Genomic DNA, 24,875 nt, shown 5'->3' on the forward strand with positions numbered 1-24,875 from the left:
TTAACAAACAGGGTTTCTATGTATGAAGCCCTGTTTGTTTATAAAAACTTTTCTATGAAAAAAATACCCTTATTAATCTGTTTTATTTTATGCCTAAGTTCATGTAACATTAAAACAGAAAAAGAACAAGCGTTTTATACCGAAACCAAGACCTCTTTTTTTGATTTACGACACGAGAATTGGGTTGAAAACACATGGATAAGAAACCCCGAAAACTTAAAGATAATTCACGAATCTTTTAAAAAATACGGGTACGATAAGTTAGAAAAATTAATATTTACGTATAATAATGAATTTCTTATTCGGGATATTTATATAAAACGTAACCTAAACCACTTACTAGACAGCCTAGAGTTAACCTACAAAACCCCAAAATCACAAACCTTATACTACAAAAAATTTTGGGCTCGTAGACAAGCCGAAAATAACGCCCCTATTGTTTTCGAAATAATAAAAGAAATTAATCAGCAAAGGTTAACTAACAAACCTATTAGCTATAATCAAGCCTTTGTAAACGATACTTTAGTGGATCTTTTAAAAATTGAATTGGATACCATAAACTTATCACCGAAAAAAACAACACACAAATTTAACTCACTTAAACAATACGGATTTCACCAATCTGCCTATAATTTATTATACGAAAGAACCGAATATCAACACCTTAATTTAAATCGAGGTAAATTAAAAGCCTCCTTAACAGAAGTTGCTACACCTAGCGCTGCTTGGCTTACAGATAACAGCAAGTAATTTTAACAATGTTTAATACAAATTAACAACTATTTAGCAAACGGATTCTGCATTGGTTTAAACATGTTTAAATAAAATTTCAACTATTTAATTTACAAATACTTATTTACTTAAAGATATCTTATTAGTTCGCTAAAAAAAACAAAACAAAGCATTCTATATTTCTGTTCATCTACCCATAATTTATAGATGATTTTTATCATATACAATACTTACCCCTCAGCTTACTTTTACTCAAGTATTAAAAATTAAATATTATGAAAACATTATTGCTTACTATTGCTGGGGTACTTTTATTAAGTGGAACAACATTCGCACAAGAAAATTCACCTTCATCTGAAAAAGAAACATCGTACAAATGGCAAATGCGGTTACGAGGTGTAGGGGTTGTCCCTCATAATAGAGCAAATATCTCTACTATTGGAGGACAGATAGATGTTAATGCTAATTTTATCCCAGAATTAGATTTTACTTATTTCTTTACTAAAAATTTTGCTGCAGAATTAATTTTAGGAACATCAAAACACAGCGTAGGAACACTTGGGTCTGACCTATCTGCTATAAATGGGCCTAATAATGCAGATGTAGATTTAGGAAGCGTTTGGTTATTGCCTCCTACATTAAACTTTCAGTACCACCATAAAATAGGAGAAGTATTTAAACCTTATGTTGGGTTAGGTGTTAATTACACTATTTTCTACAATGAAAAATCTGGTGTTGCACAAGACATTAGCTATGATAATAAGTTTGGCTGGGGATACCAATTTGGTTTTGATATCGATATTACAGAGAAATTCTTTATCAATGTCGATTTTAAAAAGCTTTTCTTAGAAACAGATGTTACTGTAAATGCAACCAATTTATTACCAGAAGGCTCACCTGAAGGAAGCAAATTGGCTATTCCTGCCAAAGTAAAATTAGACCCTATGCTTATTGGATTTGGATTAGGAATGCGTTTTTAAAAAACTTCATCTTATATTTACATAAAAAGGGGGATTAAAATCCCTCTTTTTCTAATCTAAATTCCTACCAAATTCACTATTTGTATTTATTTGAGCTTTAAAATAACAACGTCCCGTCTTATCATCTAAAACACAAATCTTTTTTAACAAAACAAACACCTACACCTGTGTTACTACAACATAAAGTACCAATTCTAATAAAAACATTCTATTTTTGGCTGTTTTCTACATATTTATGAGTAATATTGCAACTCCAAAAGTACAGCCTTTTCCAAAAGAGTTTTGGTTTTCTGAAAAAATAAATAATAAATATATATGCTAATTGTAAAAGTTAAAGACGGAGAAAAAATAGAAAGAGCTTTAAAACGTCTAAAACGAAAATTTAAAGACACCAAGGTTTTACAGAAACTTAGAGAGAAACAACATTATACCAAAAAGTCTGTAACCAAAAGAAAACAACTTCAGAAAGCTGCTTACATCCAGTCTTTACGAGATAAAGAAGAATTTTAAAAAACAAAAAAGTGCTGAAATTTCAGCACTTTTTTGTTTAATGATATTACAGTAATGATAGGTTAATTACGTAACCTTCGTGTGCCCTTACATTAAAAACCGTATTGTCTTTAAAGAGCAAATATTGCCCTTTTATACCCACCAGCTCCCCTTCATAATTTAAAGTTTTAGCAAGATTTAGACTCGTTAACTTTTCGGGATAAGAAAGTACAGGGAAATTTATAATTGTTTCTTTTTCATTTTCTAAATAATATTCTTGTACCTCTGTAGGTAAATATTGCTGTAAGCTTTGCTTTTTAGCTTCCAAATCCTCATCTACCAATTCATTTTTTAGCATGGTTCGCCAATTGGTTTTATCGGCAACATGCGCTTTCAAAGCTACTTCTGTAATCCCAGCAAGATAGCGGTTAGGTACCTCTACCACTTTAATGGCCTCGTGTGCACCTTGATCTATCCAACGGGTTGGAATCTGTGTTTTTCGGGTTACACCTACTTTTATGTTACTAGAATTTGCTAAATAAACAATGTGTGGTTGTAATTGCACTGCCTTCTCGTAGGCTAAATCTCGATCTTCTTGATCTAAATGAGCCTTGCTTAACTCAGGTTTCATTATCCAATCGCCAGCTCTAGGGGTTTGATAAAAACAATCATAACAAAAACCTTGTCGAAATATTTTTTTATCCTCATGGCAACTCAGACACTCATAGCCTTGAAAATCAATCGATATAGTTTTCCCCAACAACAAATTTACCTGAAGTACATCTGTAGGAAAATCTAAATAATACTGAACTTGAGCCTGTAACTCGGTTTTCATTTTCTGTAAAACTCCTGTATATGTTATTTTATTTTCTTGCATAGTAATTACTTCTCAAAAGGTGTTATTCCGTGTAATTTTATTTTATCAACATCGCTTTTATAAAGCTCAAAAAAATTATATTTTTATATTTTTCCCGAAGAGGGTTTAAATATACATTATCTATGTCAATTCCTATAGTAAATTCTATTGCTTCTTGGTTTTTAAAGAAACGCATACACCAAATGGAGCTTTTTATAAAATACCCACACGAAGTTCAAAACGAATTACTACATCAGCTTTTAGACAAAGCAAAAGATACAGAAATAGGTAAACAATACGATTTTGCTTCGATAAAAAGTTATCAGGATTTTAACCAACGTTTACCTGTACAATCTTACGAAGATGTAGAACCACAAATAGAACGAGCAAGACGCGGCGAAAACAATATCTTTTGGCCAACTCCTATCAAATGGTTTGCTAAATCTAGCGGAACAACCAATGCTAAAAGTAAATTTATTCCTGTTAGCAACGAGTCTTTGGAAGATTGCCATTATGCTGCAGGAAAAGATTTATTGTGCCTATATTTAAATAATAACGACAATGCGAAGCTTTTTACAGGAAAAAATTTAAGGCTAGGCGGCAGTAAAGAACTTTATAAAGAAAACGGAACCGTTTTTGGAGATTTATCGGCTATCTTAATTGATAACATGCCGTTTTGGGCAACCTATAGCAGTACACCAGGAAATGAAATCTCGTTAATGAGTAACTTTGAAGAAAAAATACAAGCCATTGTAAAAGAAACCCTTAAGGAAAATGTTACCAGTATAGCGGGGGTTCCATCATGGATGCTTGTATTGCTCAATAAAGTTATTACAGAAACAGGACACGAAAACTTACTTGAAATTTGGCCAGATCTAGAAGTCTACTTCCATGGCGGTGTTAACTTTGAGCCTTATGCCAAACAGTATAAAAAAATAATTCCTTCAGAGAAGTTTAGGTACTATGAAATCTATAACGCATCGGAAGGTTTTTTTGCTGTACAAGACCAAAATAACAGCAGCGAACTCTTATTGCTTTTAGATTATGGAATTTTCTACGAATTTATTCCAATGGATACCTATGATAGGCCACAAGAAAAAATAATCCCTTTAAACGAAGTAGAAATAGGTAAGAATTATGCTTTAATTATTACCACCAATGCAGGTTTATGGCGTTATAAAATAGGAGACACTGTACGCTTTACAAACACCTCTCCTTACCGAATAAAAATTACGGGCAGAACCAAACACCACATCAATGTATTTGGAGAGGAACTTATTATTGAAAATGCAGAAAATGCATTAAAAAACACTTGTAACGAACTGGCTTGCGAAATTATCGATTACACAGTAGCACCTATTTTTATGGAAGGAAAAGAAAAAGGAGCTCATGAGTGGATTATAGAATTTAAAAAATCTCCTACAGACCCTCTTAAATTTACCCAATGTTTAGATACTCACCTACAAAAGCTAAACAGCGATTATGAAGCTAAGCGCTACAACAACTCTACGCTAAACAGCCCGAAAATACATCAGGCAAAAGAAGGTTTATTCTATGCATGGTCCAAAAAACATGAAAAACTAGGAGGACAGCATAAAATACCCAGACTTTCTAACAAACGAGATTACCTAGAAGAATTATTAGCAATAAACCAAACTTTATAAAATAAAAAGAGGCTGCCTTTCCAGACAGCCTCTTTTTATAATTATAAACCAGTAATTATAATGTTTTTGCAACTTTTGCTGTTGCTTCTATAGTTTTATCGATATCTTGATAAGTTAATGCATCGGTAATAAACCAGGTTTCAAAAGCACTAGGTGGTAAGTAAACACCCTCGGCCAACATCCCATGGAAATACTTTTTGAAAGATTCATTATTCCCTTTTACTGCAGAAGCAAAATCGGTAACTGGAGTGTCGGTAAAATGTAATGACATCATAGACCCTTTTTGGTTTAATTGATATGTTACATTTTGTTGTTCTAGCACCTCAGCTATTCCTCTTCGTAAATAAGTTGTTTTTTCACTTAAACGCTGATATACTCCAGGATCTTGGTGCAAGGCAGATAGCATGGCCAAACCTGCTGCCATGGCTAATGGGTTTCCGCTTAAAGTTCCTGCTTGATATACGGGACCATTAGGTGCTAAATAATCCATAATTTCTTTTCGAGCAGCAAAAGCACCTACAGGGAGTCCTCCACCTATTACTTTTCCAAAGGTTACAATATCGGCATCTACTTCGTAGGCTTCTTGTGCGCCTCCTAATGCTAACCTAAAGCCCGTCATTACTTCATCAAAAATTAGTAATGTATCGTGTTTAGCACATAAATCCTTTAAGCCTTGTAAAAATTCTCTTGTAGGTGGAATACATCCCATATTTCCGGCAACAGGTTCTATAATTACACAAGCTACTTCCTCTTTATTTGCATTCAACAGGTTCTCGACACTAGATAAATCGTTATACGTAGCCAATAAAGTATCTTTTGCTGTTCCTTTAGTTACTCCTGGACTATTTGGTGTACCAAAGGTAACGGCTCCGCTTCCTGCTTGAATTAGAAAAGAGTCACTATGCCCGTGATAGCAACCTGCAAACTTTATTATTTTATCTCTGCTGGTATACCCTCTTGCCAAACGTACTGCACTCATACATGCTTCTGTACCGCTGTTTACCATTCTAATTTGGTCTATATTTGGCACCATGTTTACCGCTAATTCTGCGATTTGAGTTTCTATTTCTGTGGGAGCACCAAAGGAAGTTCCTTTTTTAGTTTTATCAATTACAGCCTCAATTACAGGCGGATAAGCATGTCCTAAAATTTGAGGCCCCCAAGAATTGATATAATCGATATATTTTCTTCCATCTTCATCATACAAATAAGCTCCTTTAGCTTCTTTCATAAAAATAGGAGTCCCGCCAACTGCCGAAAAAGCCCTTACGGGAGAGTTTACTCCACCAGGAATATAATTCTGAGCTTCTTTAAATAACTGACTACTTCGTTTATATAACATGTTTATTGCTTTTTTATGTATAGTTTTTGCCCTATACTTAGACTATTAGATTTTAAATTGTTTATCTGCTTTAACTCTTCAACGCTTATATCAAAACGCCTACTAATATTATACAAGGTATCTCCCTTTTCTACTACATAGGGTGTACTATTGTAGTTAGGCTTGGATTTATGGGGCTTTGTTCTGCTTCCTTTTCTGCTGCCTTCTCCTAGAACAATATTATCGTATTCTTGCAAATTATAACGTTCTATAAGACTTATAAGCTTGTTAGGGTAGCGAGGATCTGTAGCATAACCCGCTCGTTTTAATCCTTTTGCCCAACCTTTATAATCGTCCTTATCTAGCTCAAACAAACTGGCATAACGCTTACGTTTAGCTAAAAACAAGGAGTGATCTCTAAATGAATATTTAGGGTTTATATATTTTCTAAAACACTCTTGGTAAGCGTCGTCGTCATGATATACTTTCTCTCCTTGCCAACCGTTACATTTTATCCCAAAATGATTGTTTGAGCGCCTGGTTAAATCTCCATTTCCTGAACTTGACTCTAAAATTCCTTGTGCCAAGGTAATACTTGCAGGCACATGGTATAAACGCATTTCTTCCATAGCAATCTCTGCATAAGTATAAATGTATTTTTCTACAGGACTTTCAAAACCCGAAACATCTTTTTTAGGGTCTACCGTCATGTTTTCATAATCCGAAACATTTAAATGAGGTTTATCAACCTTAGGACGTGGTTTTTGTATTTGCTGTGTGGTTTGATTACGTTTTTTTGAAGTGGTTTTCTTTTTGCTTCCGCAAGATGTAATAATCACACTAAGCAATAAACAAAGTCCTATGTTTTTTATATAAGAAGAAATTTTCATATAAGTTGTAAGCTGTTTTTTTGTTTTAAACGTTTATTAATACCCGCTATACCTTGTAACCCACCGGTATGGATTGCTAAAATACGAGTATTTTTCGGAAATACCCCTTTTGTGCATAAATCAAAAATGCCATACATCATTTTCCCTGTATAAATAGGGTCTAATTGTATTTTATATTGATTTTTAAAATTATTGATAAAAACTACAAGTGCTTCGGGTACTTTTGCATAACCACCAAATATATAATTGGTGTTTAATTGCCAATTAGAGGTATTTACATTTGCTGCTATCGCAGTGGCTAACGATGCTGCCTTTAGTGCTGAAAAACCTATAATACGTGTTTGCGCTGCCGATTGGATTATCCCCGAAATTGTACCGCCTGTACCTACTGCACAACACACCTGGGTAAAGTTTTCTATATCTTCTTTACTTAAAATCTCGGTGCAGCCTTGTATTGCGCGCTTATTACTACCTCCTTCGGGTACGATTAGAACTTCCCCAAAACGCTTTTTTAAATTTTCCTGAAAGATTGAAGTATGCTTTTCTCGATACGCCTGCCTGGTTACAAAATGTAAATCCATTCCGTTGTTGTGTGCAAACTGCAAGGTAGAGTTTTCGGCAAGTGTTTTGGATAAGTCATTAGCAAGCTCTTCTCCTCTTATTACTCCAATGGTTTTTATATTTGCTTGTTTTCCTGCTGCTGCAGTCGCTGCAATATGATTAGAAAAAGCACCGCCAAAAGTTAAGATTGTTTTTTTTACAGAAGCAGCATCTTGAACATTATATTTTAGTTTCCTATACTTGTTTCCCGAAATAAAAGGATGCAATAAATCTTCCCGCTTAAGCCATATTTCCACTCCATTTATAGTATCTATATATTGGTTTGGAGTAAGTTCATTAATATCGGGAAAACAAGACATGATTTACGTACTTTTGCACTTACAAAAATACATTATTTAAGTAGTCTTGTTTCTAAATTTTTTCTAAAAAGATGACTTCCTAAAGTCATTTTGTCAACAACTTTACAGAATACGTTTTCTTTGTAAAAAAATATGTAATTTTATAACAACGCTACCTAACCCTATAAACAATGCCTGTTAAAAAAGTAAGGAAAATAAAAATTCATAACCCGTTAAAACCAAGGATTAAAGACGAAACAAATCTGCGCGAATATTTAGCACTAGAACGCACCAAACTAGCCAATGAGCGCACATTGCTTTCTTACACAAAAGCCTCTTTATACCTGCTGGTTGGCGGCATTGCTATTTTACAACTTAAAGAGTACCCTAATTTGCAAGGTATTGGGTATATGGCCTTGGTATTTTCTGTACTATTTATTGTTATTGGGATTGCAAGGTATGTTATTTTAGAAAAAAAGCTAAAAAACTTACTCTTGCCAGACAAAAGTGATATTGAACCTAAAAAGAAATAAAAATGCTTCAAAACAGTATTCATTACGGAATGCATTTTTTAGTAATTATAGGTATTGCATACCTTTACGATAAAAAACATTGGAAAAAAGCGTATTTAATATTACTCGCCACCATGCTGGTAGATGCAGACCATTTGTTAGCTTCGCCTATTTTTGACCCTGAGCGTTGCAGTATTAATTTTCATGTATTGCATAGTTATTGGGCTTGGAGCATTTATACGCTAATTGCTATTTTTAGTAAAAATTACTGGATACGTTTAATTGCTATCGGGCTCAGTTTCCACATGCTTACCGATACCGTAGACTGCTGGTTACAAAACTTATAATTTATGAAATACGTTTTATTTCTTTTACTTACTTTTTATATGCAAGCAAGTTTTGGGCAAGACAGTATTTATGTAAAACTTGTTGGTAAAGAAAAATTAATTGCAGACCGTTTTGTAGGTATCGATAATTTACAAAACAGCTATTACATCAAGAGTCAGACGCTTTATAAAAAAGGACAACAAGAAAACTACCAATTTAAAACACTTGGATTAGGAGAAATAACCAGCGTAGATGTTATTAATCCGCTAAAAATTCTTGTATTTTTTAAAGAAACCAACAGCATTATCCTGCTAGACAATAAGCTTAACGAGATTACCCGAATTAATTTCAATCATATTACAAACTTTAAAACCATTTCATACGCTGCTACCGCAATCAATCCTAAATTATGGATTTATAACACCGATAATACACAGCTCGAACTCATCGATTACAAAAACTTATCAAACACAATCGCTCCTTTACCTATCAAAGACGAAGTTATAGGCTTAACAGGAAACTATAATTATTGCTGGTTACTTAGCCCTAAAAAAATTATTAAGTATAACCGTTACGGAAAAATGCTAGCAACGACCCCTCATAACGGGTTTGAAAAAATACATAACAACAACAATAAACTAATAGCTAAAAAAGAGGAAAAACTATATATTCAGGAAGTTGCAAATGCTCGTTTTATTCCGATTAATGGTTTAGAAAATACCTGTAAAGATTTTTATTTCACCCATGAAAATCTTTATATTTACGATGGAAATTTTCTTTATACATATCAATTAACACCAAACTAAATTTAGCATGCATATAGCAGTTGCCGGAAATATTGGCGCAGGAAAAACCACCCTTACCAAGCTTTTAGCAAAGCATTATAATTGGGAACCCCATTTTGAAGACGTTTTAGAAAACCCTTATTTAGAAGATTTTTACGACCAGATGGAACGTTGGTCATTCAATCTTCAAATCTATTTTTTAAACAGTAGGTTTAGGCAAATTTTAGAAATTCGTGAAAGCGGCAAAACCATTATTCAAGACCGTACTATTTATGAGGATGCATACATCTTTGCTCCTAACCTACACGCTATGGGATTAATGACAAATAGAGATTTTCAAAATTACAGTTCTTTATTTGACCTTATGGAAAGCGTTACCAAAAGCCCCGATTTATTAATCTACCTAAGAAGCAGCATTCCTAATTTAGTAGGGCAAATTCATAAACGAGGTCGTGAATACGAAAACTCTATCTCTATAGATTACCTAAGCAGGCTAAACGAACGCTACGAAGCATGGATACAAGAATACGACAAAGGAAACTTACTAATTATAGATGTAGATAATGTAAACTTTGTAGACAATCCTGAAGATTTAGGAAATATTATTAATAAAATTGACGGAGAATTGCATGGATTATTCATGTAAGTTATTAAATTTATATAAATAAAATTTTTAATTATATAAAAGCATAAATAATATGGAATCTACCAAACTAAAACGCCCAAAACACAAAGGATCTCCGAAATTATTTAAAAATCCCTTTTTAGAAAAACTTACACACACGCATATTTCTGCACCACTACTAATTTTTGGGATAATTTCTGCCGCACTTATCTACTACGGAATCATCGAAAAAGGTTTTGAAACCCCTATGATGATTTTACTTTTTGCTGCGGGGTTATTTTTCTTCACTTTTGTAGAATACATTATGCACAGGTATTTATACCATATTCCTGCTACCTCGCCTACCAAAAAGAAAGTTTCTTACACCATGCACGGCGTGCACCACGATTACCCTAAAGATAAATCTCGCCTAGCCATGCCTCCTGTATTAAGTCTAATTATTGCTAGTATTTTATTTATAATTTACCGAGCTGTTTTAGGAGACTATGTTTTTGGCTTTCTAGCAGGTTTTTTAATTGGCTACGCAGGATATTTGGGCATACATTACTCGGTACATGCATTTAAAGTGCCTAAAAATTTCCTAAAAATTTTATGGCACCACCACAGCATTCATCATTACAGAGAACCCGATAAAGCCTTTGGGGTTTCCTCTCCACTATGGGATCATATTTTTGGAACTATGCCTAGAAAAAGCCCTAAAGCAGAGCGTGCAGCAGCAGGAACCAGTATAGACCCTAGCTAAAATAAGGTTTAAAAACACGTTATTTTCTAACTTATAGACAGACTTCTATAAAAAACCTACTTAACCTTAATCAAAATGAAAAAAAATATTTTTAAAATCTTATTTCTGTCATTAATTCTCACAAATCTCGGGTTTATAATGGATGCCGACCCAAAAGAACCGAGTATGCTAATGAGGTTTGTTGAGTTTTTCGCAATGACTGGGACTATATTCTTGTTGATTTCTTTAGTTTATTTTTTAGCTACATTTACTTATAAAAAAATACTAAAGAAAACAGTTTAGCTTTTATTTTCTAACTTATATCAAAAGGCAAGCTCTATATCCAAACAATTTAAAATAAGGAAAACCTACCATACAAAAAAACGTCTAAAAAGTATTTTTTAGACGTTTTTTTGATTTTTTCTTTAAAAAAGAATAGTAGTGTTTAAATACTAAATTTCCCTTCTGGTAAATTGCTTTCTTGGTAACGTTTTGTACACTCTTCCACTAATTTTTTAGCTTCTTGTACATCGCCCCAACCTCTTAACTCTACTTTTTTATGCTCTAAATCTTTATATACTTTAAAGAAATGTTCTATCTCCTTAACACGGTGCTGATTTAAATCGCTTAAATCCTCATAAGTATTCCAGATTGGGTCGCTTACGGGCACACATATTATTTTTTCGTCTGGTCCTTTTTCATCAGACATATGAAAAACCCCAATAGGTTTTACCTCCGCAACGCATCCTGGCACGGTTGGCTCTGTAAACATTACTAAAACATCTAACGGGTCGTTATCTAAAGCTAAAGTTTCTGGTATAAATCCGTAATCTGCAGGATACATCATAGAAGAGTATAGCATTCTATCAAAACGGATTTTCTTTATATCGAAATCAAATTCATACTTATTTCTGCTTCCTCTTGGAATTTCAATTAATACATCAAATGTCATTTCTTTCTATATTAAAAATTATTTTTATTCTTTAATTTAGGTTTGCAAAGGTACGTAAAATGTAAATACTTGTGCTTATTATTTTTAGAAATAAAAACCAAAGGCTCCAGTTACTCCAAAAGATCGCGCACCAGGGTTTTCTAAATAGTTTCCACGGAAGTGAAAATCTAATCTAAAAACTTTAAAAATATTTCCTACACCTACACTCCATGCCCAATATGGTTTAGAAGATGGCGCAAATAAATCGGGATGAGAAGTAGAGGCATTAAGCGCTTGATTTTTATCCGAAATTTCTCCAATAACACTCCTAAAGCCTACAATTTCCCGCAGGTTTAACTTTCTAATAAGCGGAATACGTGAAAAAAGCCTTCCGTTAAAGTTATGCTCAAAATGCACACTTAAATACGTGTCGGTTACAAACTCATAATAATCAACCAAAGGGTAGCTCCCGTAAATAGAAAACAGCGTTTGGTTTCCTGGCACTACGTTTAACAGCCCTAAGGGGACTTCACCAAAGGTTTTCCCTGCTTCGACGGTTGATGTAAATTTACCAAAACCTCCTATTTGCCATGGCTGACGGTAAAAGAATTGGATGGTTTTATAATCAAATCCACTTCCTATCACGTCTTTAAGCCCTAAAGAATAGTTTAAAAACAACTCCGGATAATCGCCTAAATTTATAACATTACGCTCCACTCCATACCCGCTTGTTATTTTTCCTGGCGTATAACGTATTGTGGTAGATATTTCGGTTTGATGTATCTCATCTGAAGTGGTTGTGTGGGTATTATCTGTATAATGGGTTAAGCTAAAATCTGGCGATGCTGCCGATAACTCTCGATAAGAACCTCCTACCCTAATGTTTAAATTTTTAGCGGGTTCTATCTCTACGGCAAAAGTAGATAAGTTTATTTCTGACAGGGTGTTATTGGCGCTTACCGTGATTAATGAAGAAGAGGCTAAACTTCTGCCCAAAACATCGTTGGTATTGGTAAGGCTTGATCCTAATTGTTCAACATCTCGCCTGTTTCCGCCTGAGATTATCAGTCGTTTTCTTCTATCCAGCAACCATTTCCCCGAAATTCCGTACTTAAATTTGTTATCTTTAAAACCATAAGCGGTATAACCTTCTATACGCCAAGGATCGTTACGTCCAAAATAGGTTCTACCTCCTAAACGAATTCGCATTCCTTCTACTTCGTTAAATCCGAATGCAGAGAATACGGGCCCAAAATCAAAGTTGTCTAATTCTACATAACCTGAAGCCAATATTGTCCCTATATCATAAATGCGTTTAAATGCTTTTACGGTTTTTAAGGTATCTAATAAGGTATATACTTTCCTCTCGTCTTTGTTTAATTTCTCTATTCGGTTATATTCCCAAAAAGCTTCGTCGCGGTTATAAACTTCGTAATTATAGGGGTCTACGGTTTCTTTGTAGAAGTTGTTTGGTTTTTTTATATCAAATTTATAATTATCGTATAGTGTGGTGCGCTTTCCGTACATTCCTCTTGATTTTTCTTTTTTATTGAATGAAAAATCTGACATAAAGTGGTCGCGTGTAATTAGGAAAATAGAATCGTTTAGCACATCGTATTCCTGTTCTATATAAATTTCCTTTACCCAGTTAATGTTGGCACTTTTGGAAACTTGCATGTTTATTTTCTTGATTGCCCAGGTGGTATCGTTTACCCAAAAGTCGCCTTTAAAAGTAAGCTCGTTTCTTCGTCTTGGATAATACACAATTTTATAACACCATTTATTATCTATAAAAGCGGTATCTGCCAGCACGTAGTTGTACACGTTGATTCCTGTACGAGATAATGGACTTACAAAGCTTTTATCGAAAAATTTTAAATAGTTATCATAGATATTATAATCTGCATAAAGGTCTTTTACAAAATCTATCAAGGTTTGATTATCGCTATATCCTGAGTTTTTGTTTCCTTTAAGAATTTCTTTATTTTTCCCTATAACATTGTTTCCATAAACCTGATAAACTGCCTCGTTTAAATAAATAGGCAAGTAGGTTTTCCCGGTTACTCGGTTGGTATCGGCCTCTTCAAAAATAAACTCCATGCCTTTAAATATCTTTTTATTCGCAAAGGCACTATCTATGGTGTTAAGGTCAAATTCTTGCTTTTCGTATTTTCGGTATTGGTATTGTTTAAATTTTTTAACCCCATTAGAACGTTTGTTCTCCCATATTTTACGAAGAATATCTATAGCTGGATTGTTTTTCTTGGAAGTTTTCCCTTGGTAAATAACTACTTCTTGTAATGCACTTGTTTCTTCTTCCAATACAATTTCCATCTCATAAGTTACATTTTTTACTAGGGTTACTTTTCTTGATTTAAATCCCATAAAAGACACCTCCAAGCTTTTGTAGTTATTATCAGATTGTAAGTAAAACTTACCGTTCTCGTTGGTAATTGTTCCTACAGAAGAACTTGAGAAAATAACGTTAGCAAATGGCACAGGATTATTTTGCTCATCTACCACCACGCCATCTACTTTAGTTTGAGCAGTAATTACTCCGCCTATTAAGATAAAAAGAAATGTTATTAATTGGAATTTAATCATTGGTTAAAAATAAAAAACTTCATCTTATATAAAAATTTATACAAGATGAAGTTTTTTGAAAAAAATTATCACTATTACTTGTACAGTACTTTTTTTACAGCTTTAACAACGTCTTCGCTGTTTGGTAAAAATTCTTTAAGAAGTACAGGTGAATAAGGTGCAGGTGTATCTGCTGTGTTTATTTTTTGGATAGGTGCATCTAAATAATCAAAAGCTTGCTCTTGTACTTGGTAAGTTATTTCGGTAGAAACGTTTCCAAAAGGCCAAGCTTCTTCTAAAATCACTAATCTATTTGTTTTCTTTACCGATTTTATCACCGTATCATAGTCTAATGGTCTAACCGTTCTAAGGTCTATCACTTCGCAAGATATTCCTTCCTCTGCCAAAGTTTCGGCTGCTTTATAAGCTTCTTTTATAATCTTCCCGAAAGATACGATGGTAACATCATCTCCCTCTCTTTTTATATCAGCTACACCTATTGGGATTGTGTATTCCTCTTCTGGCACCTCAGCTTTATCGCCATACATCTGCTCACTTTCCATAAAAATAACAGGATCATCATCTCTAATTGCCGATTTCAATAAACCTTTTGCATCATAAGGATTAGAAGGCACAATTACTTTTAAACCAGGGCAATTTGCATACCAACTTTCAAAAGCCTGTGAGTGTGTTGCAGCTAACTGTCCTGCAGAGGCGGTTGGGCCTCTAAAAACAATCGGACAATTAAATTGCCCGCCAGACATTTGTCTAATCTTAGCGGCATTATTAATAATTTGGTCTATTCCTACCAAAGAAAAGTTAAACGTCATAAACTCGATAATTGGTCTAGTTCCCGTCATGGTAGAACCTACTCCAATCCCTGCAAAACCAGCTTCGGCAATAGGCGTATCTATTACACGTTCAGGCCCAAACTCATCCAACATCCCTTTAGACGCTTTATAGGCTCCATTATATTCGGCTACTTCCTCTCCCATTAAATACACAGCTTCATCTCTGCGCATTTCTTCACTCATAGCCTCACAAACGGCCTCTCTAAATTGAATTGTTCTCATTATCTATTCACTCTAAATTTTACAAGTTACAAACTTAGTAATTCCTATTGCTAAAAACTATCTATTTCTTACAAAAAATATTATGCAAGCATAGTAATTTTTTTCTTAATTTTGTGTATATTCGCATCAATTATTTTAGAAAAATAACTCACTATAAACTAAAAAATATGAAAATATTAGTCTGTATAAGTCATGTTCCTGATACTACATCTAAGATTAACTTTACGGAAAATGACACAAAATTTGACACCAACGCCGTACAATTTGTAATTAATCCTTACGATGAATTTGGACTAACACGCGCTATGTGGTTTAAAGAAAAACAAGGTGCTAGTGTAGATGTTATTAATGTGGGTGGTGCCGAAACCGAACCTACACTAAGAAAAGCCCTAGCTATAGGTGCTGATAACGCTATACGTATAAATACTGAAGCTAAAGACGGATTCCAAGTAGCTAAAGAGTTAGCGAAAGTAGCTAAAGAAGGTAATTACGATTTAGTAATCGCAGGAAGAGAATCTATAGATTATAATGGAGGAATGGTTCCTGGGATGTTAGCACAACTTATAGGTGCCAATTTTGTAAATGCTTGTACAGGTTTAGAAATAGAAGACAATAAAGCAACCATCATTAGAGAAATAGACGGAGGTAAAGAAACTTTATCTAGCTCGCTTCCATTAGTTATAGGAGGACAAAAAGGACTTGTTGAAGAAAGCGATCTTCGCATCCCTAACATGAGAGGAATTATGATGGCTCGTAAAAAACCTTTAAACGTTGTAGAGCCTATAAATGCCACCCCTCAAACCGAAGCTGCTAAATTTGAAAAACCTGCTCCAAAAGGAGAAGTAAAACTAATCGATCCTGAAAACTTAGATGAATTAATCAACTTACTTCACAACGAAGCTAAAGTAATCTAAGTTTAACACAAACCCGAAATAGTAATTAAAAAAAAGAAAAACATGGCAGTTTTAGTATATACAGAATCAGAAAACGGAAAATATAAAAAAGCAGCTTTCGAAGCCGCTTCGTTTGCCAAAGCCATTGCAGAGCAAATGGGTACAAACGTAACCGCAGTAAGCATCAATAACGAAAACGCAGAGGAAGTAGGCAATTACGGTGTAGAAAACATACTTTCGATTAACAATAGTAAACTTGATAAATTTAATGCCGAAGCATACGCCGATGTTATCACCCAAGCCGCTAAAAAAGCAGAAGCTAAAGTAATTGTAATTGGGCAAACTGCAAATGATAAGTACATTGCTCCCTTACTAGCGGTAAACTTAGAAGCAGGATATGCTGCAAATGTTGTTGAACTCCCTGTAAGCACTTCTCCTTTTCAAGTAAAAAGAAATGCTTTTTCCAACAAAGCCTTCAACATTACTACAATCGCTTCTGAAAATAAAATTGTAGGACTTGCAAAAAATGCTTTTGGATTAAAAGAAAACCCTACAACTGCTAACGTAGAAAATTTTGAGCCAAGCTTAAGCAGTGATGACTTCAAAATTAATATAGATAGTATAGACAAAGCAACAGATAAAATCACCATTGCCGATGCCGAAATTGTAGTATCAGGAGGAAGAGGACTTAAAGGCCCTGAAAATTGGGGAATGATAGAAGAACTTGCTAGCACACTAGGTGCTGCAACAGCATGCTCTAAGCCTGTTAGTGACATGGGGTGGAGACCACACAGTGAACACGTTGGCCAAACAGGTAAACCCGTTGCTTCCAACTTATATATCGCAGTAGGTATTTCTGGAGCCATCCAACATATTGCAGGAATTAACGCTTCAAAAACAAAAGTAGTTATCAATAACGACCCCGAAGCACCCTTCTTTAAAGTAGCCGATTACGGTATTGTTGGTGATGCCTTTGAAGTAATGCCTAAATTAATTGAAAAATTAAAAGATTTTAAAGCTAAAAACGCATAATTTTTTATAAATTGTGCCCCGTAAATTTAGGAAGCGGTCTAAATTTGTATAACAATTTTAGACCGCTTTTTTATTTAATTTATTTTGATTATTTTGTAGTATGAGTTTAGTGCGATTAACCATTAAAGGAATTTCTTACAGCCAAACCCAAAATGGGGCTTACGCCTTATTATTAAGCGAAATGGAAGGGGAACGCCAACTTCCAATTGTTATTGGAGCTTTCGAAGCACAATCCATAGCCATTGCCATAGAAAAAGACATCCGCCCACCAAGACCACTAACCCACGATTTATTTAAAAACTTTGCAGACAGGTTCTCTATTATTGTAAAACAAGTTATCATCCATAAACTGGTAGATGGTGTGTTTTATTCCAGCCTAATCTGCGAGCGTGATAAAATAGAAGAAATTATAGATGCGCGCACAAGCGATGCCATTGCATTAGCACTGCGTTTTAATGCGCCTATTTTTACTTACAAAAACATCCTAGACAAAGCAGGTGTACACTTAAAAGCAACCGACGAGCAAGAAGACGCTTACCAAATGGCTACACCAGATATCGAACATGAAGCTCCCGAAGCCGCTCCTACAGATAACGATAACAACCTTAAACATAAATCGCTATCAGAACTCAATAATGCATTAGAAGAGGCCGTTAATAATGAAGATTACGAAGCTGCTGCACGTATTCGAGATGAAATTTCTAAACGCAAATAAACCTCATCCTAAAAAGTAAGTGCTTATTACTTACTTGAACCTTATATTAAAAACAATGAAAACAAATATTTTTATCACCCTCCTGATAAGTTTTGTTACCTGTTTTACACAAGCACAAAATATAGACAAAGAATGGCTGTTTGATCAACACACAGAAAACACCAACTTTGAAAACATTAAAAGTTTAGAATTTTCGAAAGAAAGTTTCACCTTTAAAGATAGCCTCCATACGGTTGTAAGCTCAGGAAGCTACATCAAAAAAGATAAATTACTTCTTCTCTTTCATGAATTTCCTAAAGACAGCCTTTCTCAAATAAAAGTTAGCGCTCTTACCAAAAACAACCTCACCTTACTCCATAAAGGAAACAAAATAACATTATCTGCAGCCAAAACCAAACTGGCACCCAAAAAAAAATCTCAGGTAATCCCCAGTCAAGGCTTTAGCATGCAAAGTCTGTGGCGAGGCGCATTAGGAATGTTTAGCATATTAATTATTTCCTTTTTTCTTAGCAATAACCGAAAAGCTATTAACTGGCGTACTGTTAGTCTAGGGCTAGGACTCCAACTTTTATTAGCCTTCGGAATTTTAAAAATAGAATTTGTACAAACTGCTTTTGAATTTGTCGGGCATATTTTCGTTAAAATATTAGAATTTACCGCTACGGGTAGCGAATTTCTTCTCGGAGGATTAATGGACACCAAAAGCTATGGCTTTATTTTCTTATTTCAAGTGTTACCTACGGTAATCTTTTTCTCTGCCCTTACCTCTATCCTTTTTTACCTAGGCGTTATTCAGGTAATTGTAAAAGGCTTAGCTTGGGTACTCACCAAATTATTAGGCGTTTCTGGACCTGAGAGCTTAAGCGTTGCAGGAAACATCTTTTTAGGACAAACAGAAGCTCCTTTAATGATTAAAGCCTACCTAGAACGCATGACACGCTCTGAAATATTACTTGTTATGGTTGGAGGTATGGCAACCGTTGCAGGAGGGGTACTTGCTGCTTATATCGGGTTTTTAGGTGGCGATGACCCACAAGCCCGACTCGAATTTGCAAAACACCTACTAGCAGCCTCTGTAATGGCTGCTCCAGGGGCTATTGTTATTTCTAAAATACTCTATCCTCAGCAAGAAAAAATTGTTTCTAATATTGAGGTTTCTACCGAAAAAATAGGAAGCAATATTCTCGATGCCATTGCCAATGGTACTACAGAAGGACTTAAACTTGCCGCAAACGTAGGTGCCATGTTGTTGGTTTTTGTTGCGCTTATCGCTATGGTTAATTACGGCTTCGAAATGATTGGAGATTGGACTAACCTTAACCCCTACTTAGCCGAAAACACCCCTTATCAAACATTTTCTCTAGAAGCAGTTTTAGGCTATGTTTTTTCTCCTTTAATGTGGTTAATAGGCGTTGCAAAAGAAGACATGATGCTTATGGGGCAATTACTAGGAATAAAACTTGCGGCTAGTGAGTTTATTGGATACATCCAACTTGCAGAATTAAAAGACGCTTCTAAAGGAATGTATTTCACCTATGAAAAATCAATCATCATGGCAACGTATATGCTGTGCGGATTTGCCAACTTTGCTTCGATAGGAATACAACTTGGCGGAATAGGATCTTTAGCGCCTGGGCAACGTAAAACCTTATCAGAATTTGGCTTAAAAGCAGTAATTGGTGGTACCTTAGCCTCGTTAATGTCTGCCACTATTGCCGGTATGATTATAGGCTAATGCATTATGGAAACACCCAAGCATAAACAAGCTTACATAAATGTAGATGGGCAAAAATTATATTATGAGCAGTATATAATCAACCCCTCGAATCCCACCTTAATTTTATTACACGACTCTTTAGGCTGTGTAGAATTATGGCGAGATATACCTCAAAAATTAGCCCTAAAAACCAACTACAACATTTTTGTATATGACCGTTTAGGTTACGGAAAATCGGCCGCAATGCAAACCACTTACAGACCGATTAATTATATGAGCTTGGAAGCCGAAGTGGTAAAAAAGCTAATGGATAAATTCAACTTTAAAAACCCCGTTCTATTAGGGCATAGCGACGGCGGAACAATTGCACTGCTTACCGCTAGCCTATACCCAAAAAACATAAAAGCTGTTATTGCTGAAGCCGCCCATATTTTTGTTGAAGAAATTACACTAGCAGGAATACAACAAGCTCAAACAGCATATAAAAACACCAACTTACCTCAAAAATTATACAAATACCATAAAGAAAATACCCAAAACCTATTCGAAGCATGGGTTACTATATGGCAAAGCGAAGGTTTTAGGCAATGGAATATCGAACCTGAATTACAACAAATTAATTGTCCAGTATTTTTTATACAAGGAGAAGCCGATGAATATGGCTCGTTGTTGCAATTAGATAAAACCTTAGAAAACGTGCAAGGAAAAACAAAAAAGCTCATTCTGCCCGACACAGGACATACAGTACATAAAGAGAAACCAAACCTCTTTATAGAAAAAATAGCCGAATTCCTCTCAAATCAGGAATCATAATTCTAAAAGATTTTTTTACCTTTACGCGTTAGGGATTGAGCAAATTGTTGGAGCTCTTTTGCTATAATAGCAAAAAGCGACTTGCGAAAGCCCGCCCGAACGCCCAAAATAAAAAAACGGATGAAGCAATACCTCGATTTACTAAATCATGTAATAGAAAACGGCACCGATAAAGGAGATCGTACAGGAACTGGGACAAGAAGTGTTTTTGGATATCAAATGCGATTTGATTTACAAAATGGTTTCCCAATGGTCACTACCAAGAAGTTACACCTAAAATCGATTATTCATGAACTTTTATGGTTTTTAAAAGGAGATACCAACATAAAATACCTCCAAGATAATGGCGTAAGAATATGGAATGAATGGGCAAATGAAAAAGGTGATTTAGGCCCTATTTATGGGCAACAATGGAGAAATTGGAACAACGAAGGGATAGACCAAATTCAGGATGTTATTGCAACGCTAAAAAACAACCCCAACAGCCGCAGAATGATGGTTACAGCATGGAACCCTAGTGTTATGCCTAGCGGAAAAAAATCGTTTAGTGAAAATGTAGCAGACGGAAAAGCGGCTTTACCGCCCTGCCATGCTTTTTTTCAGTTCTATGTAGCAAACGGAAAGTTATCCTGCCAGCTTTACCAACGTAGCGCCGATGTTTTTTTAGGCGTTCCTTTCAACATTGCATCCTACGCATTATTAACCATGATGATTGCGCAAGTATGTGGCTATGAATATGGTGATTTTATCCATACATTTGGAGATGTACACATCTACAACAACCACTTTGAGCAGGTAAATTTGCAACTTTCGCGTTCGCCTAAAAGCTTACCTACAATAAAAATAAACCCAGAAATTAAAAATATTTTTGATTTTGAATTTGAAGATTTTAAATTAGAAAATTACAATCCTCACCCTCATATCAAGGCAAAAGTAGCCGTATAAGCTGTTGAATAACCTAATATTTTTACGTAAATTTGGGTAACTAACCAATAACATTCTAAAAAATGGCCGCAAAAAAACACACAGGCATAGACCCTGAGCAACGTGAACTTATCGAAAACGCTCAACGCAGAATAAGACAAAAAAAAGCACTTATGCGACATTTTGTGGTTTTTCTAGCTGGCGCAGTGTTGTTTATTGTCTTAAATGTAATTTTTAACATTGGGGAAGGAATACGGTTTTTTAACCTTGACTGGTATGTCTGGGCAATTTTATTATGGCTATTTTTCTTATTAATTCATTTTATCAACGTTTTTATAATGAATAAATTTATGGGAAAAGCCTGGGAAGAAAACCAACTCGAAAAACTAGTTGCCAAACAACAAAAAAGAATAAACCAGTTAGAAAAAGAGGTGAAAAAAGAAATAAAAATCCAGCAAGCCATTACGAATGCTCCAGAAATAGCCATAGAAGAAAAAGATAAGGAGGAGGATATCTCGTCTGAAAATATTTAACAGAATGACCATTACGCTAATTGCTGCTGTAGCAGAAAATAATGCCTTAGGAAAAGACAATAAAATGCTATGGCACCTACCCAACGATTTTAAGCATTTTAAAAGCTTAACAAGTCACCATTATATTATTATGGGTAGAAAAACATTCGAGTCGCTCCCAAAAACACTTCCTAACCGTACCCATATTGTTATTACAAGAAATAAAGATTATACTAATCCCAATTGCATTGTAGTAAATTCGGTAGAGGAAGCTCTTGCGGCTTGCCCTAAAAATGAAGAAGTTTTTATTATTGGGGGAGGCGAAATTTACAAGCTTTTCTTACCACTTGCCGATAAAATAGAGCTTACGCAAGTGCAACATTCTTTTCCAGATGCCGATGCTTATTTCCCAACATTCAATAAAGAAAATTGGGAAGTAACACGGGAAGAACCCCATCAAGCTGACAATCGTCATAACTATAATTATACCTTTTTTACGTATACCAAAAAAATATAACAACAGCCCCGAGATAAAAACGCGGTTAGCTTGTTATTATTTAGTATTTTTACCCCTAAAACTTTAAATTTTATTTATGAAAGCATTTGTTTTTCCCGGTCAGGGAGCACAATATACGGGTATGGGGTTAGATTTATTCGAAAAATATCCAGAAGCCCAGGCCTTGTTTAATCAAGCAAATAAAATATTAAATTTCTCTATAACAGACATTATGTTTGAAGGTTCTGCAGAGGATCTCAAGCAAACTAATGTTACACAACCCGCTATTTTTCTACATTCTGTAATTATGTATAAGGTTTTAGGAGATAAAGCCACTCCTAATATGGTAGCAGGACACTCGCTTGGAGAGTTTTCTGCATTAGTAGCAAACAGAACTTTAGAATTCGAAGACGGACTAAAACTTGTAGCCCAACGTGCACAAGCGATGCAGAAAGCTTGCGAAATCAACCCGTCTACAATGGCTGCAGTATTAGGACTTGAAGATAAAATTGTAGAAGATGTTTGTGCTTCTATTGAGGGTATTGTTGTTCCGGCAAACTATAACTGTCCAGGACAATTGGTGATTTCTGGTGAAAAAGAAGCTATCGAGAAAGCCTGTGAAGCTTTAAAAGAAAATGGTGCAAAACGTGCGTTAATGCTGCCTGTGGGCGGAGCATTCCACTCTCCTTTAATGGAACCTGCTCGTGAAGAACTTGCAAAAGCTATTGAAGCCACTACATTTAATACACCATTGTGCCCTATATACCAAAACGTAAGCACAGCAGCTGTTAATGATGCTGCTTTAATAAAAGAAAACTTAATTAGTCAGCTTACAGCTCCTGTTAAATGGACGCAAAGTGTGCAAAACATGATTAAAGACGGGGCTGCTTCGTTTACAGAAGTAGGACCAGGAAAAGTACTGCAAGGTTTAGTTAAAAAAATAGATCGCAGTATGCTAACCAATAGCCCTGAGTTATAATTAAGCATAACGTTTAAAACAAAAATAAACCCCTGTTTTATATAAATAAAACAGGGGTTTTATAATTTAAACAACTCTTTATAACAGAAAGCTAACTGCTTTTGTTAGCTTTCACCTACAAAATCATTAACAGTTTTAGTAATAAAAGCAATTTGCTCTTCCTCTAATTCGGTGTGCATTGGTAAAGAGATAACCTCTTTTACAAGTAAATTAGTTACCTCGAAGTTTTCTTCCTTATAACGTTCATCCTTATACGCCTTTTGCAAGTGTAAAGGTATTGGGTAATACACCCCACAAGGAATAGCGTTTTCTTGCAGATGTTTTACTAAAGCATCTCGTTTCCCATTCGTAATTCTTAAAGTATACTGATGAAAAACATGCGTATCCTCTTCACCTAAAATAACAGGTGTTATAATATGTTTATTATCCTTAAAAGCTGCTGTATATCTTTCTGCCGCCTTTTTACGCGCATTATTATACGCATCTAAGTTAGGAAGTTTTGCTCTTAGGATAGCCGCTTGCATACTGTCTAACCTAGAGTTTACCCCTACCACATCGTGATGATAACGCTCATACATACCGTGGTTTACAATACCTCTAATCATATAAGCTAATTCATCATTGTTGGTAAAGATAGCTCCGCCATCACCATAGCAACCTAGGTTTTTAGATGGAAAAAACGAGGTCGTTCCTACATCACCTATTACCCCAGTTTTTATAGAACTTCCGTCTTTAAAGTGGTAATTAGCTCCGATGCCTTGGGCATTATCTTCTATTACATATAAATTATGTTCCTTAGCGATTTCCATAATGGCATCCATATTAGCTGCCTGACCAAATAAATGTACCGGAACAATGGCTTTGGTTTTCGGAGTAATGGCTTTTTTTATGGCTTCAGGATCTATGTTGAACGTATCTTTTTCTACATCAACCAAAACAGGGGTTAATTGCAATAAAGCAATTACTTCTACAGTTGCGGCAAAAGTAAAATCGGCAGTAATCACCTCATCTCCTGGTTTCAAACCCAGTCCCATCATGGCTATTTGTAAAGCATCGGTACCATTGGCACAAGGAATTACATGCTTTGCACCTAAATAATTTTCTAATTCTTCTTGAAACTTATGTACTTGCGGCCCATTAACGAAGGCTGCACTCTCTATCACTTCGGTAAGCGATTGGTTTACTTGTTCTTTTATAGCTTGGTATTGACCTTGGAGGTCGACCATTTGGATTTTCTTCATCAGTAAAAATTCTGTTTAGCTTTTTATTCCCTAAAATCTTATATTTTAGCATAACGAAAATACAAAATCAAAAATTGTTGACTTCAGTTTTCATCAAAAACTTATTTTAATTAAAAACTTTCTTTTGCAGCTACTCTATAATATTCTTATACACATTACAGGCAT

At 34.9% G+C, this 24,875-nt stretch carries 26 protein-coding genes; 18 read left to right on the plus strand and 8 right to left on the minus strand.

The window, feature by feature from the left end; translation table 11 throughout:
- Positions 1-54: 54 nt before the first annotated feature.
- The 3 genes from GGR32_RS04815 to rpsU all read left to right on the plus strand — a co-directional run bounded on the left by GGR32_RS04815 (position 55) and on the right by rpsU (position 2,222).
- Positions 55-750 (plus strand): hypothetical protein, encoded by a 696-nt coding sequence (locus GGR32_RS04815; RefSeq protein WP_183477013.1) that lies wholly within the window; start codon positions 55-57, stop codon positions 748-750.
- Between the two features lie 257 nt (positions 751-1,007).
- Positions 1,008-1,712, plus strand: coding sequence for an OmpW/AlkL family protein (locus tag GGR32_RS04820; protein WP_183477015.1), 705 nt, complete (start codon positions 1,008-1,010; stop codon positions 1,710-1,712).
- Positions 1,713-2,027: 315 nt separating this feature from the next.
- Positions 2,028-2,222: a 30S ribosomal protein S21 gene (rpsU, locus tag GGR32_RS04825; RefSeq protein ID WP_183477017.1), complete on the plus strand. Its 195-nt coding sequence runs from the start codon at positions 2,028-2,030 to the stop codon at positions 2,220-2,222.
- Between the two features lie 46 nt (positions 2,223-2,268).
- On the opposite strand, the gene GGR32_RS04830 is transcribed toward rpsU, so the two are convergent.
- Entirely contained in the window at positions 2,269-3,063 is a 795-nt protein-coding gene (locus tag GGR32_RS04830) for a DUF2797 domain-containing protein (RefSeq protein WP_183477171.1), read from the minus strand.
- Positions 3,064-3,200: 137 nt separating this feature from the next.
- On the opposite strand from GGR32_RS04830, the gene GGR32_RS04835 reads away from it, so the two are divergent.
- On the plus strand, positions 3,201-4,721 hold the full coding sequence (locus GGR32_RS04835; RefSeq protein ID WP_183477019.1) for a GH3 auxin-responsive promoter family protein: 1,521 nt from the start codon (positions 3,201-3,203) through the stop codon (positions 4,719-4,721).
- 55 nt (positions 4,722-4,776) lie between these two features.
- Here the strand turns inward: GGR32_RS04835 and hemL are convergent, their stop codons facing one another.
- Genes hemL through GGR32_RS04850 form a run of 3 tightly spaced genes read right to left on the minus strand, consistent with a single transcriptional unit; the run spans position 4,777 to position 7,852 of the window.
- Complete coding sequence (hemL, locus tag GGR32_RS04840; RefSeq protein WP_183477021.1) at positions 4,777-6,063, minus strand: glutamate-1-semialdehyde 2,1-aminomutase; 1,287 nt, start codon at positions 6,061-6,063, stop codon at positions 4,777-4,779.
- 2 nt (positions 6,064-6,065) lie between these two features.
- A complete protein-coding gene (locus GGR32_RS04845) occupies positions 6,066-6,932 on the minus strand; it encodes a glucosaminidase domain-containing protein (RefSeq protein WP_183477023.1) in 867 nt (288 codons plus the stop codon).
- Positions 6,929-7,852: a 1-aminocyclopropane-1-carboxylate deaminase/D-cysteine desulfhydrase gene (locus GGR32_RS04850; RefSeq protein WP_183477025.1), complete on the minus strand. Its 924-nt coding sequence runs from the start codon at positions 7,850-7,852 to the stop codon at positions 6,929-6,931. Before GGR32_RS04850 ends, GGR32_RS04845 begins: the two co-directional genes overlap by 4 nt.
- 170 nt (positions 7,853-8,022) lie before the next feature.
- Between GGR32_RS04850 and GGR32_RS04855 the strand changes: the two genes are divergently transcribed.
- Genes GGR32_RS04855 through GGR32_RS04875 form a run of 5 tightly spaced genes read left to right on the plus strand, consistent with a single transcriptional unit; the run spans position 8,023 to position 10,822 of the window.
- A complete protein-coding gene (locus GGR32_RS04855; protein WP_183477027.1) occupies positions 8,023-8,364 on the plus strand; it encodes a DUF202 domain-containing protein in 342 nt (113 codons plus the stop codon).
- Between the two features lie 2 nt (positions 8,365-8,366).
- On the plus strand, positions 8,367-8,690 hold the full coding sequence (locus GGR32_RS04860) for a DUF6122 family protein (RefSeq protein ID WP_183477029.1): 324 nt from the start codon (positions 8,367-8,369) through the stop codon (positions 8,688-8,690).
- 3 nt (positions 8,691-8,693) lie between these two features.
- Complete coding sequence (locus GGR32_RS04865; protein WP_183477031.1) at positions 8,694-9,476, plus strand: hypothetical protein; 783 nt, start codon at positions 8,694-8,696, stop codon at positions 9,474-9,476.
- A 7-nt stretch (positions 9,477-9,483) separates the two neighbouring features.
- The gene (locus GGR32_RS04870) at positions 9,484-10,101 is read left to right on the plus strand and encodes a deoxynucleoside kinase (protein ID WP_183477033.1); all 618 of its coding nucleotides are present in this window, start codon (positions 9,484-9,486) and stop codon (positions 10,099-10,101) included.
- A gap of 52 nt (positions 10,102-10,153) precedes the next feature.
- On the plus strand, positions 10,154-10,822 hold the full coding sequence (locus GGR32_RS04875; protein ID WP_183477040.1) for a sterol desaturase family protein: 669 nt from the start codon (positions 10,154-10,156) through the stop codon (positions 10,820-10,822).
- A gap of 424 nt (positions 10,823-11,246) precedes the next feature.
- On the opposite strand, the gene GGR32_RS04880 is transcribed toward GGR32_RS04875, so the two are convergent.
- From GGR32_RS04880 to GGR32_RS04890, 3 genes are all read right to left on the minus strand, one after another.
- Positions 11,247-11,753, minus strand: coding sequence for an inorganic diphosphatase (locus tag GGR32_RS04880; protein WP_183477042.1), 507 nt, complete (start codon positions 11,751-11,753; stop codon positions 11,247-11,249).
- 84 nt (positions 11,754-11,837) lie between these two features.
- The gene (locus GGR32_RS04885) at positions 11,838-14,336 is read right to left on the minus strand and encodes a DUF5686 and carboxypeptidase-like regulatory domain-containing protein (RefSeq protein WP_183477044.1); all 2,499 of its coding nucleotides are present in this window, start codon (positions 14,334-14,336) and stop codon (positions 11,838-11,840) included.
- A 74-nt stretch (positions 14,337-14,410) separates the two neighbouring features.
- Positions 14,411-15,388, minus strand: a complete 978-nt coding sequence (locus GGR32_RS04890; RefSeq protein ID WP_183477046.1) for a pyruvate dehydrogenase complex E1 component subunit beta — start codon at positions 15,386-15,388, stop codon at positions 14,411-14,413.
- A 167-nt stretch (positions 15,389-15,555) separates the two neighbouring features.
- On the opposite strand from GGR32_RS04890, the gene GGR32_RS04895 reads away from it, so the two are divergent.
- The 9 genes from GGR32_RS04895 to fabD all read left to right on the plus strand — a co-directional run bounded on the left by GGR32_RS04895 (position 15,556) and on the right by fabD (position 23,469).
- The gene (locus GGR32_RS04895) at positions 15,556-16,302 is read left to right on the plus strand and encodes an electron transfer flavoprotein subunit beta/FixA family protein (protein WP_183477048.1); all 747 of its coding nucleotides are present in this window, start codon (positions 15,556-15,558) and stop codon (positions 16,300-16,302) included.
- Between the two features lie 42 nt (positions 16,303-16,344).
- Entirely contained in the window at positions 16,345-17,313 is a 969-nt protein-coding gene (locus GGR32_RS04900; RefSeq protein WP_183477050.1) for an electron transfer flavoprotein subunit alpha/FixB family protein, read from the plus strand.
- A 100-nt stretch (positions 17,314-17,413) separates the two neighbouring features.
- Positions 17,414-18,028: a bifunctional nuclease family protein gene (locus GGR32_RS04905; protein WP_183477051.1), complete on the plus strand. Its 615-nt coding sequence runs from the start codon at positions 17,414-17,416 to the stop codon at positions 18,026-18,028.
- A 55-nt stretch (positions 18,029-18,083) separates the two neighbouring features.
- Positions 18,084-19,763 carry a NupC/NupG family nucleoside CNT transporter gene (locus GGR32_RS04910; RefSeq protein ID WP_183477053.1) on the plus strand — a complete coding sequence of 560 codons (1,680 nt, stop codon included), beginning with the start codon at positions 18,084-18,086 and terminating at the stop codon, positions 19,761-19,763.
- Between the two features lie 6 nt (positions 19,764-19,769).
- Positions 19,770-20,558: an alpha/beta fold hydrolase gene (locus GGR32_RS04915; protein WP_183477055.1), complete on the plus strand. Its 789-nt coding sequence runs from the start codon at positions 19,770-19,772 to the stop codon at positions 20,556-20,558.
- A 120-nt stretch (positions 20,559-20,678) separates the two neighbouring features.
- On the plus strand, positions 20,679-21,503 hold the full coding sequence (locus GGR32_RS04920; RefSeq protein ID WP_183477057.1) for a thymidylate synthase: 825 nt from the start codon (positions 20,679-20,681) through the stop codon (positions 21,501-21,503).
- A 62-nt stretch (positions 21,504-21,565) separates the two neighbouring features.
- Positions 21,566-22,015 (plus strand): 2TM domain-containing protein, encoded by a 450-nt coding sequence (locus tag GGR32_RS04925; protein WP_183477059.1) that lies wholly within the window; start codon positions 21,566-21,568, stop codon positions 22,013-22,015.
- A 4-nt stretch (positions 22,016-22,019) separates the two neighbouring features.
- The gene (locus tag GGR32_RS04930; RefSeq protein WP_183477061.1) at positions 22,020-22,511 is read left to right on the plus strand and encodes a dihydrofolate reductase; all 492 of its coding nucleotides are present in this window, start codon (positions 22,020-22,022) and stop codon (positions 22,509-22,511) included.
- Between the two features lie 76 nt (positions 22,512-22,587).
- Positions 22,588-23,469 carry an ACP S-malonyltransferase gene (fabD, locus tag GGR32_RS04935; RefSeq protein ID WP_183477063.1) on the plus strand — a complete coding sequence of 294 codons (882 nt, stop codon included), beginning with the start codon at positions 22,588-22,590 and terminating at the stop codon, positions 23,467-23,469.
- 104 nt (positions 23,470-23,573) lie between these two features.
- On the opposite strand, the gene GGR32_RS04940 is transcribed toward fabD, so the two are convergent.
- Entirely contained in the window at positions 23,574-24,710 is a 1,137-nt protein-coding gene (locus tag GGR32_RS04940; protein ID WP_183477065.1) for a DegT/DnrJ/EryC1/StrS family aminotransferase, read from the minus strand.
- Between the last annotated feature and the right edge of the window lie 165 nt (positions 24,711-24,875).

This window comes from Mesonia hippocampi (assembly GCF_014197445.1).
GTDB classification, from domain to species: domain Bacteria; phylum Bacteroidota; class Bacteroidia; order Flavobacteriales; family Flavobacteriaceae; genus Mesonia; species Mesonia hippocampi.

Excerpts from the sequence above, each read along its gene's own strand:
- GGR32_RS04815 (WP_183477013.1), top strand. The coding sequence starts at position 55 with ATGAAAAAAATACCCTTATTAATCTGTTTTATTTTATGCCTAAGTTCA.
- GGR32_RS04820 (WP_183477015.1), top strand. The coding sequence starts at position 1,008 with ATGAAAACATTATTGCTTACTATTGCTGGGGTACTTTTATTAAGTGGA.
- rpsU (WP_183477017.1), top strand. The coding sequence starts at position 2,028 with ATGCTAATTGTAAAAGTTAAAGACGGAGAAAAAATAGAAAGAGCTTTA.
- GGR32_RS04835 (WP_183477019.1), top strand. The coding sequence starts at position 3,201 with ATGTCAATTCCTATAGTAAATTCTATTGCTTCTTGGTTTTTAAAGAAA.
- hemL (WP_183477021.1), bottom strand. The coding sequence starts at position 6,063 with ATGTTATATAAACGAAGTAGTCAGTTATTTAAAGAAGCTCAGAATTAT.
- GGR32_RS04845 (WP_183477023.1), bottom strand. The coding sequence starts at position 6,932 with ATGAAAATTTCTTCTTATATAAAAAACATAGGACTTTGTTTATTGCTT.
- GGR32_RS04850 (WP_183477025.1), bottom strand. The coding sequence starts at position 7,852 with ATGTCTTGTTTTCCCGATATTAATGAACTTACTCCAAACCAATATATA.
- GGR32_RS04855 (WP_183477027.1), top strand. The coding sequence starts at position 8,023 with ATGCCTGTTAAAAAAGTAAGGAAAATAAAAATTCATAACCCGTTAAAA.
- GGR32_RS04860 (WP_183477029.1), top strand. The coding sequence starts at position 8,367 with ATGCTTCAAAACAGTATTCATTACGGAATGCATTTTTTAGTAATTATA.
- GGR32_RS04865 (WP_183477031.1), top strand. The coding sequence starts at position 8,694 with ATGAAATACGTTTTATTTCTTTTACTTACTTTTTATATGCAAGCAAGT.
- GGR32_RS04870 (WP_183477033.1), top strand. The coding sequence starts at position 9,484 with ATGCATATAGCAGTTGCCGGAAATATTGGCGCAGGAAAAACCACCCTT.
- GGR32_RS04875 (WP_183477040.1), top strand. The coding sequence starts at position 10,154 with ATGGAATCTACCAAACTAAAACGCCCAAAACACAAAGGATCTCCGAAA.
- GGR32_RS04880 (WP_183477042.1), bottom strand. The coding sequence starts at position 11,753 with ATGACATTTGATGTATTAATTGAAATTCCAAGAGGAAGCAGAAATAAG.
- GGR32_RS04885 (WP_183477044.1), bottom strand. The coding sequence starts at position 14,336 with ATGATTAAATTCCAATTAATAACATTTCTTTTTATCTTAATAGGCGGA.
- GGR32_RS04890 (WP_183477046.1), bottom strand. The coding sequence starts at position 15,388 with ATGAGAACAATTCAATTTAGAGAGGCCGTTTGTGAGGCTATGAGTGAA.
- GGR32_RS04895 (WP_183477048.1), top strand. The coding sequence starts at position 15,556 with ATGAAAATATTAGTCTGTATAAGTCATGTTCCTGATACTACATCTAAG.
- GGR32_RS04900 (WP_183477050.1), top strand. The coding sequence starts at position 16,345 with ATGGCAGTTTTAGTATATACAGAATCAGAAAACGGAAAATATAAAAAA.
- GGR32_RS04905 (WP_183477051.1), top strand. The coding sequence starts at position 17,414 with ATGAGTTTAGTGCGATTAACCATTAAAGGAATTTCTTACAGCCAAACC.
- GGR32_RS04910 (WP_183477053.1), top strand. The coding sequence starts at position 18,084 with ATGAAAACAAATATTTTTATCACCCTCCTGATAAGTTTTGTTACCTGT.
- GGR32_RS04915 (WP_183477055.1), top strand. The coding sequence starts at position 19,770 with ATGGAAACACCCAAGCATAAACAAGCTTACATAAATGTAGATGGGCAA.
- GGR32_RS04920 (WP_183477057.1), top strand. The coding sequence starts at position 20,679 with ATGAAGCAATACCTCGATTTACTAAATCATGTAATAGAAAACGGCACC.
- GGR32_RS04925 (WP_183477059.1), top strand. The coding sequence starts at position 21,566 with ATGGCCGCAAAAAAACACACAGGCATAGACCCTGAGCAACGTGAACTT.
- GGR32_RS04930 (WP_183477061.1), top strand. The coding sequence starts at position 22,020 with ATGACCATTACGCTAATTGCTGCTGTAGCAGAAAATAATGCCTTAGGA.
- fabD (WP_183477063.1), top strand. The coding sequence starts at position 22,588 with ATGAAAGCATTTGTTTTTCCCGGTCAGGGAGCACAATATACGGGTATG.
- GGR32_RS04940 (WP_183477065.1), bottom strand. The coding sequence starts at position 24,710 with ATGAAGAAAATCCAAATGGTCGACCTCCAAGGTCAATACCAAGCTATA.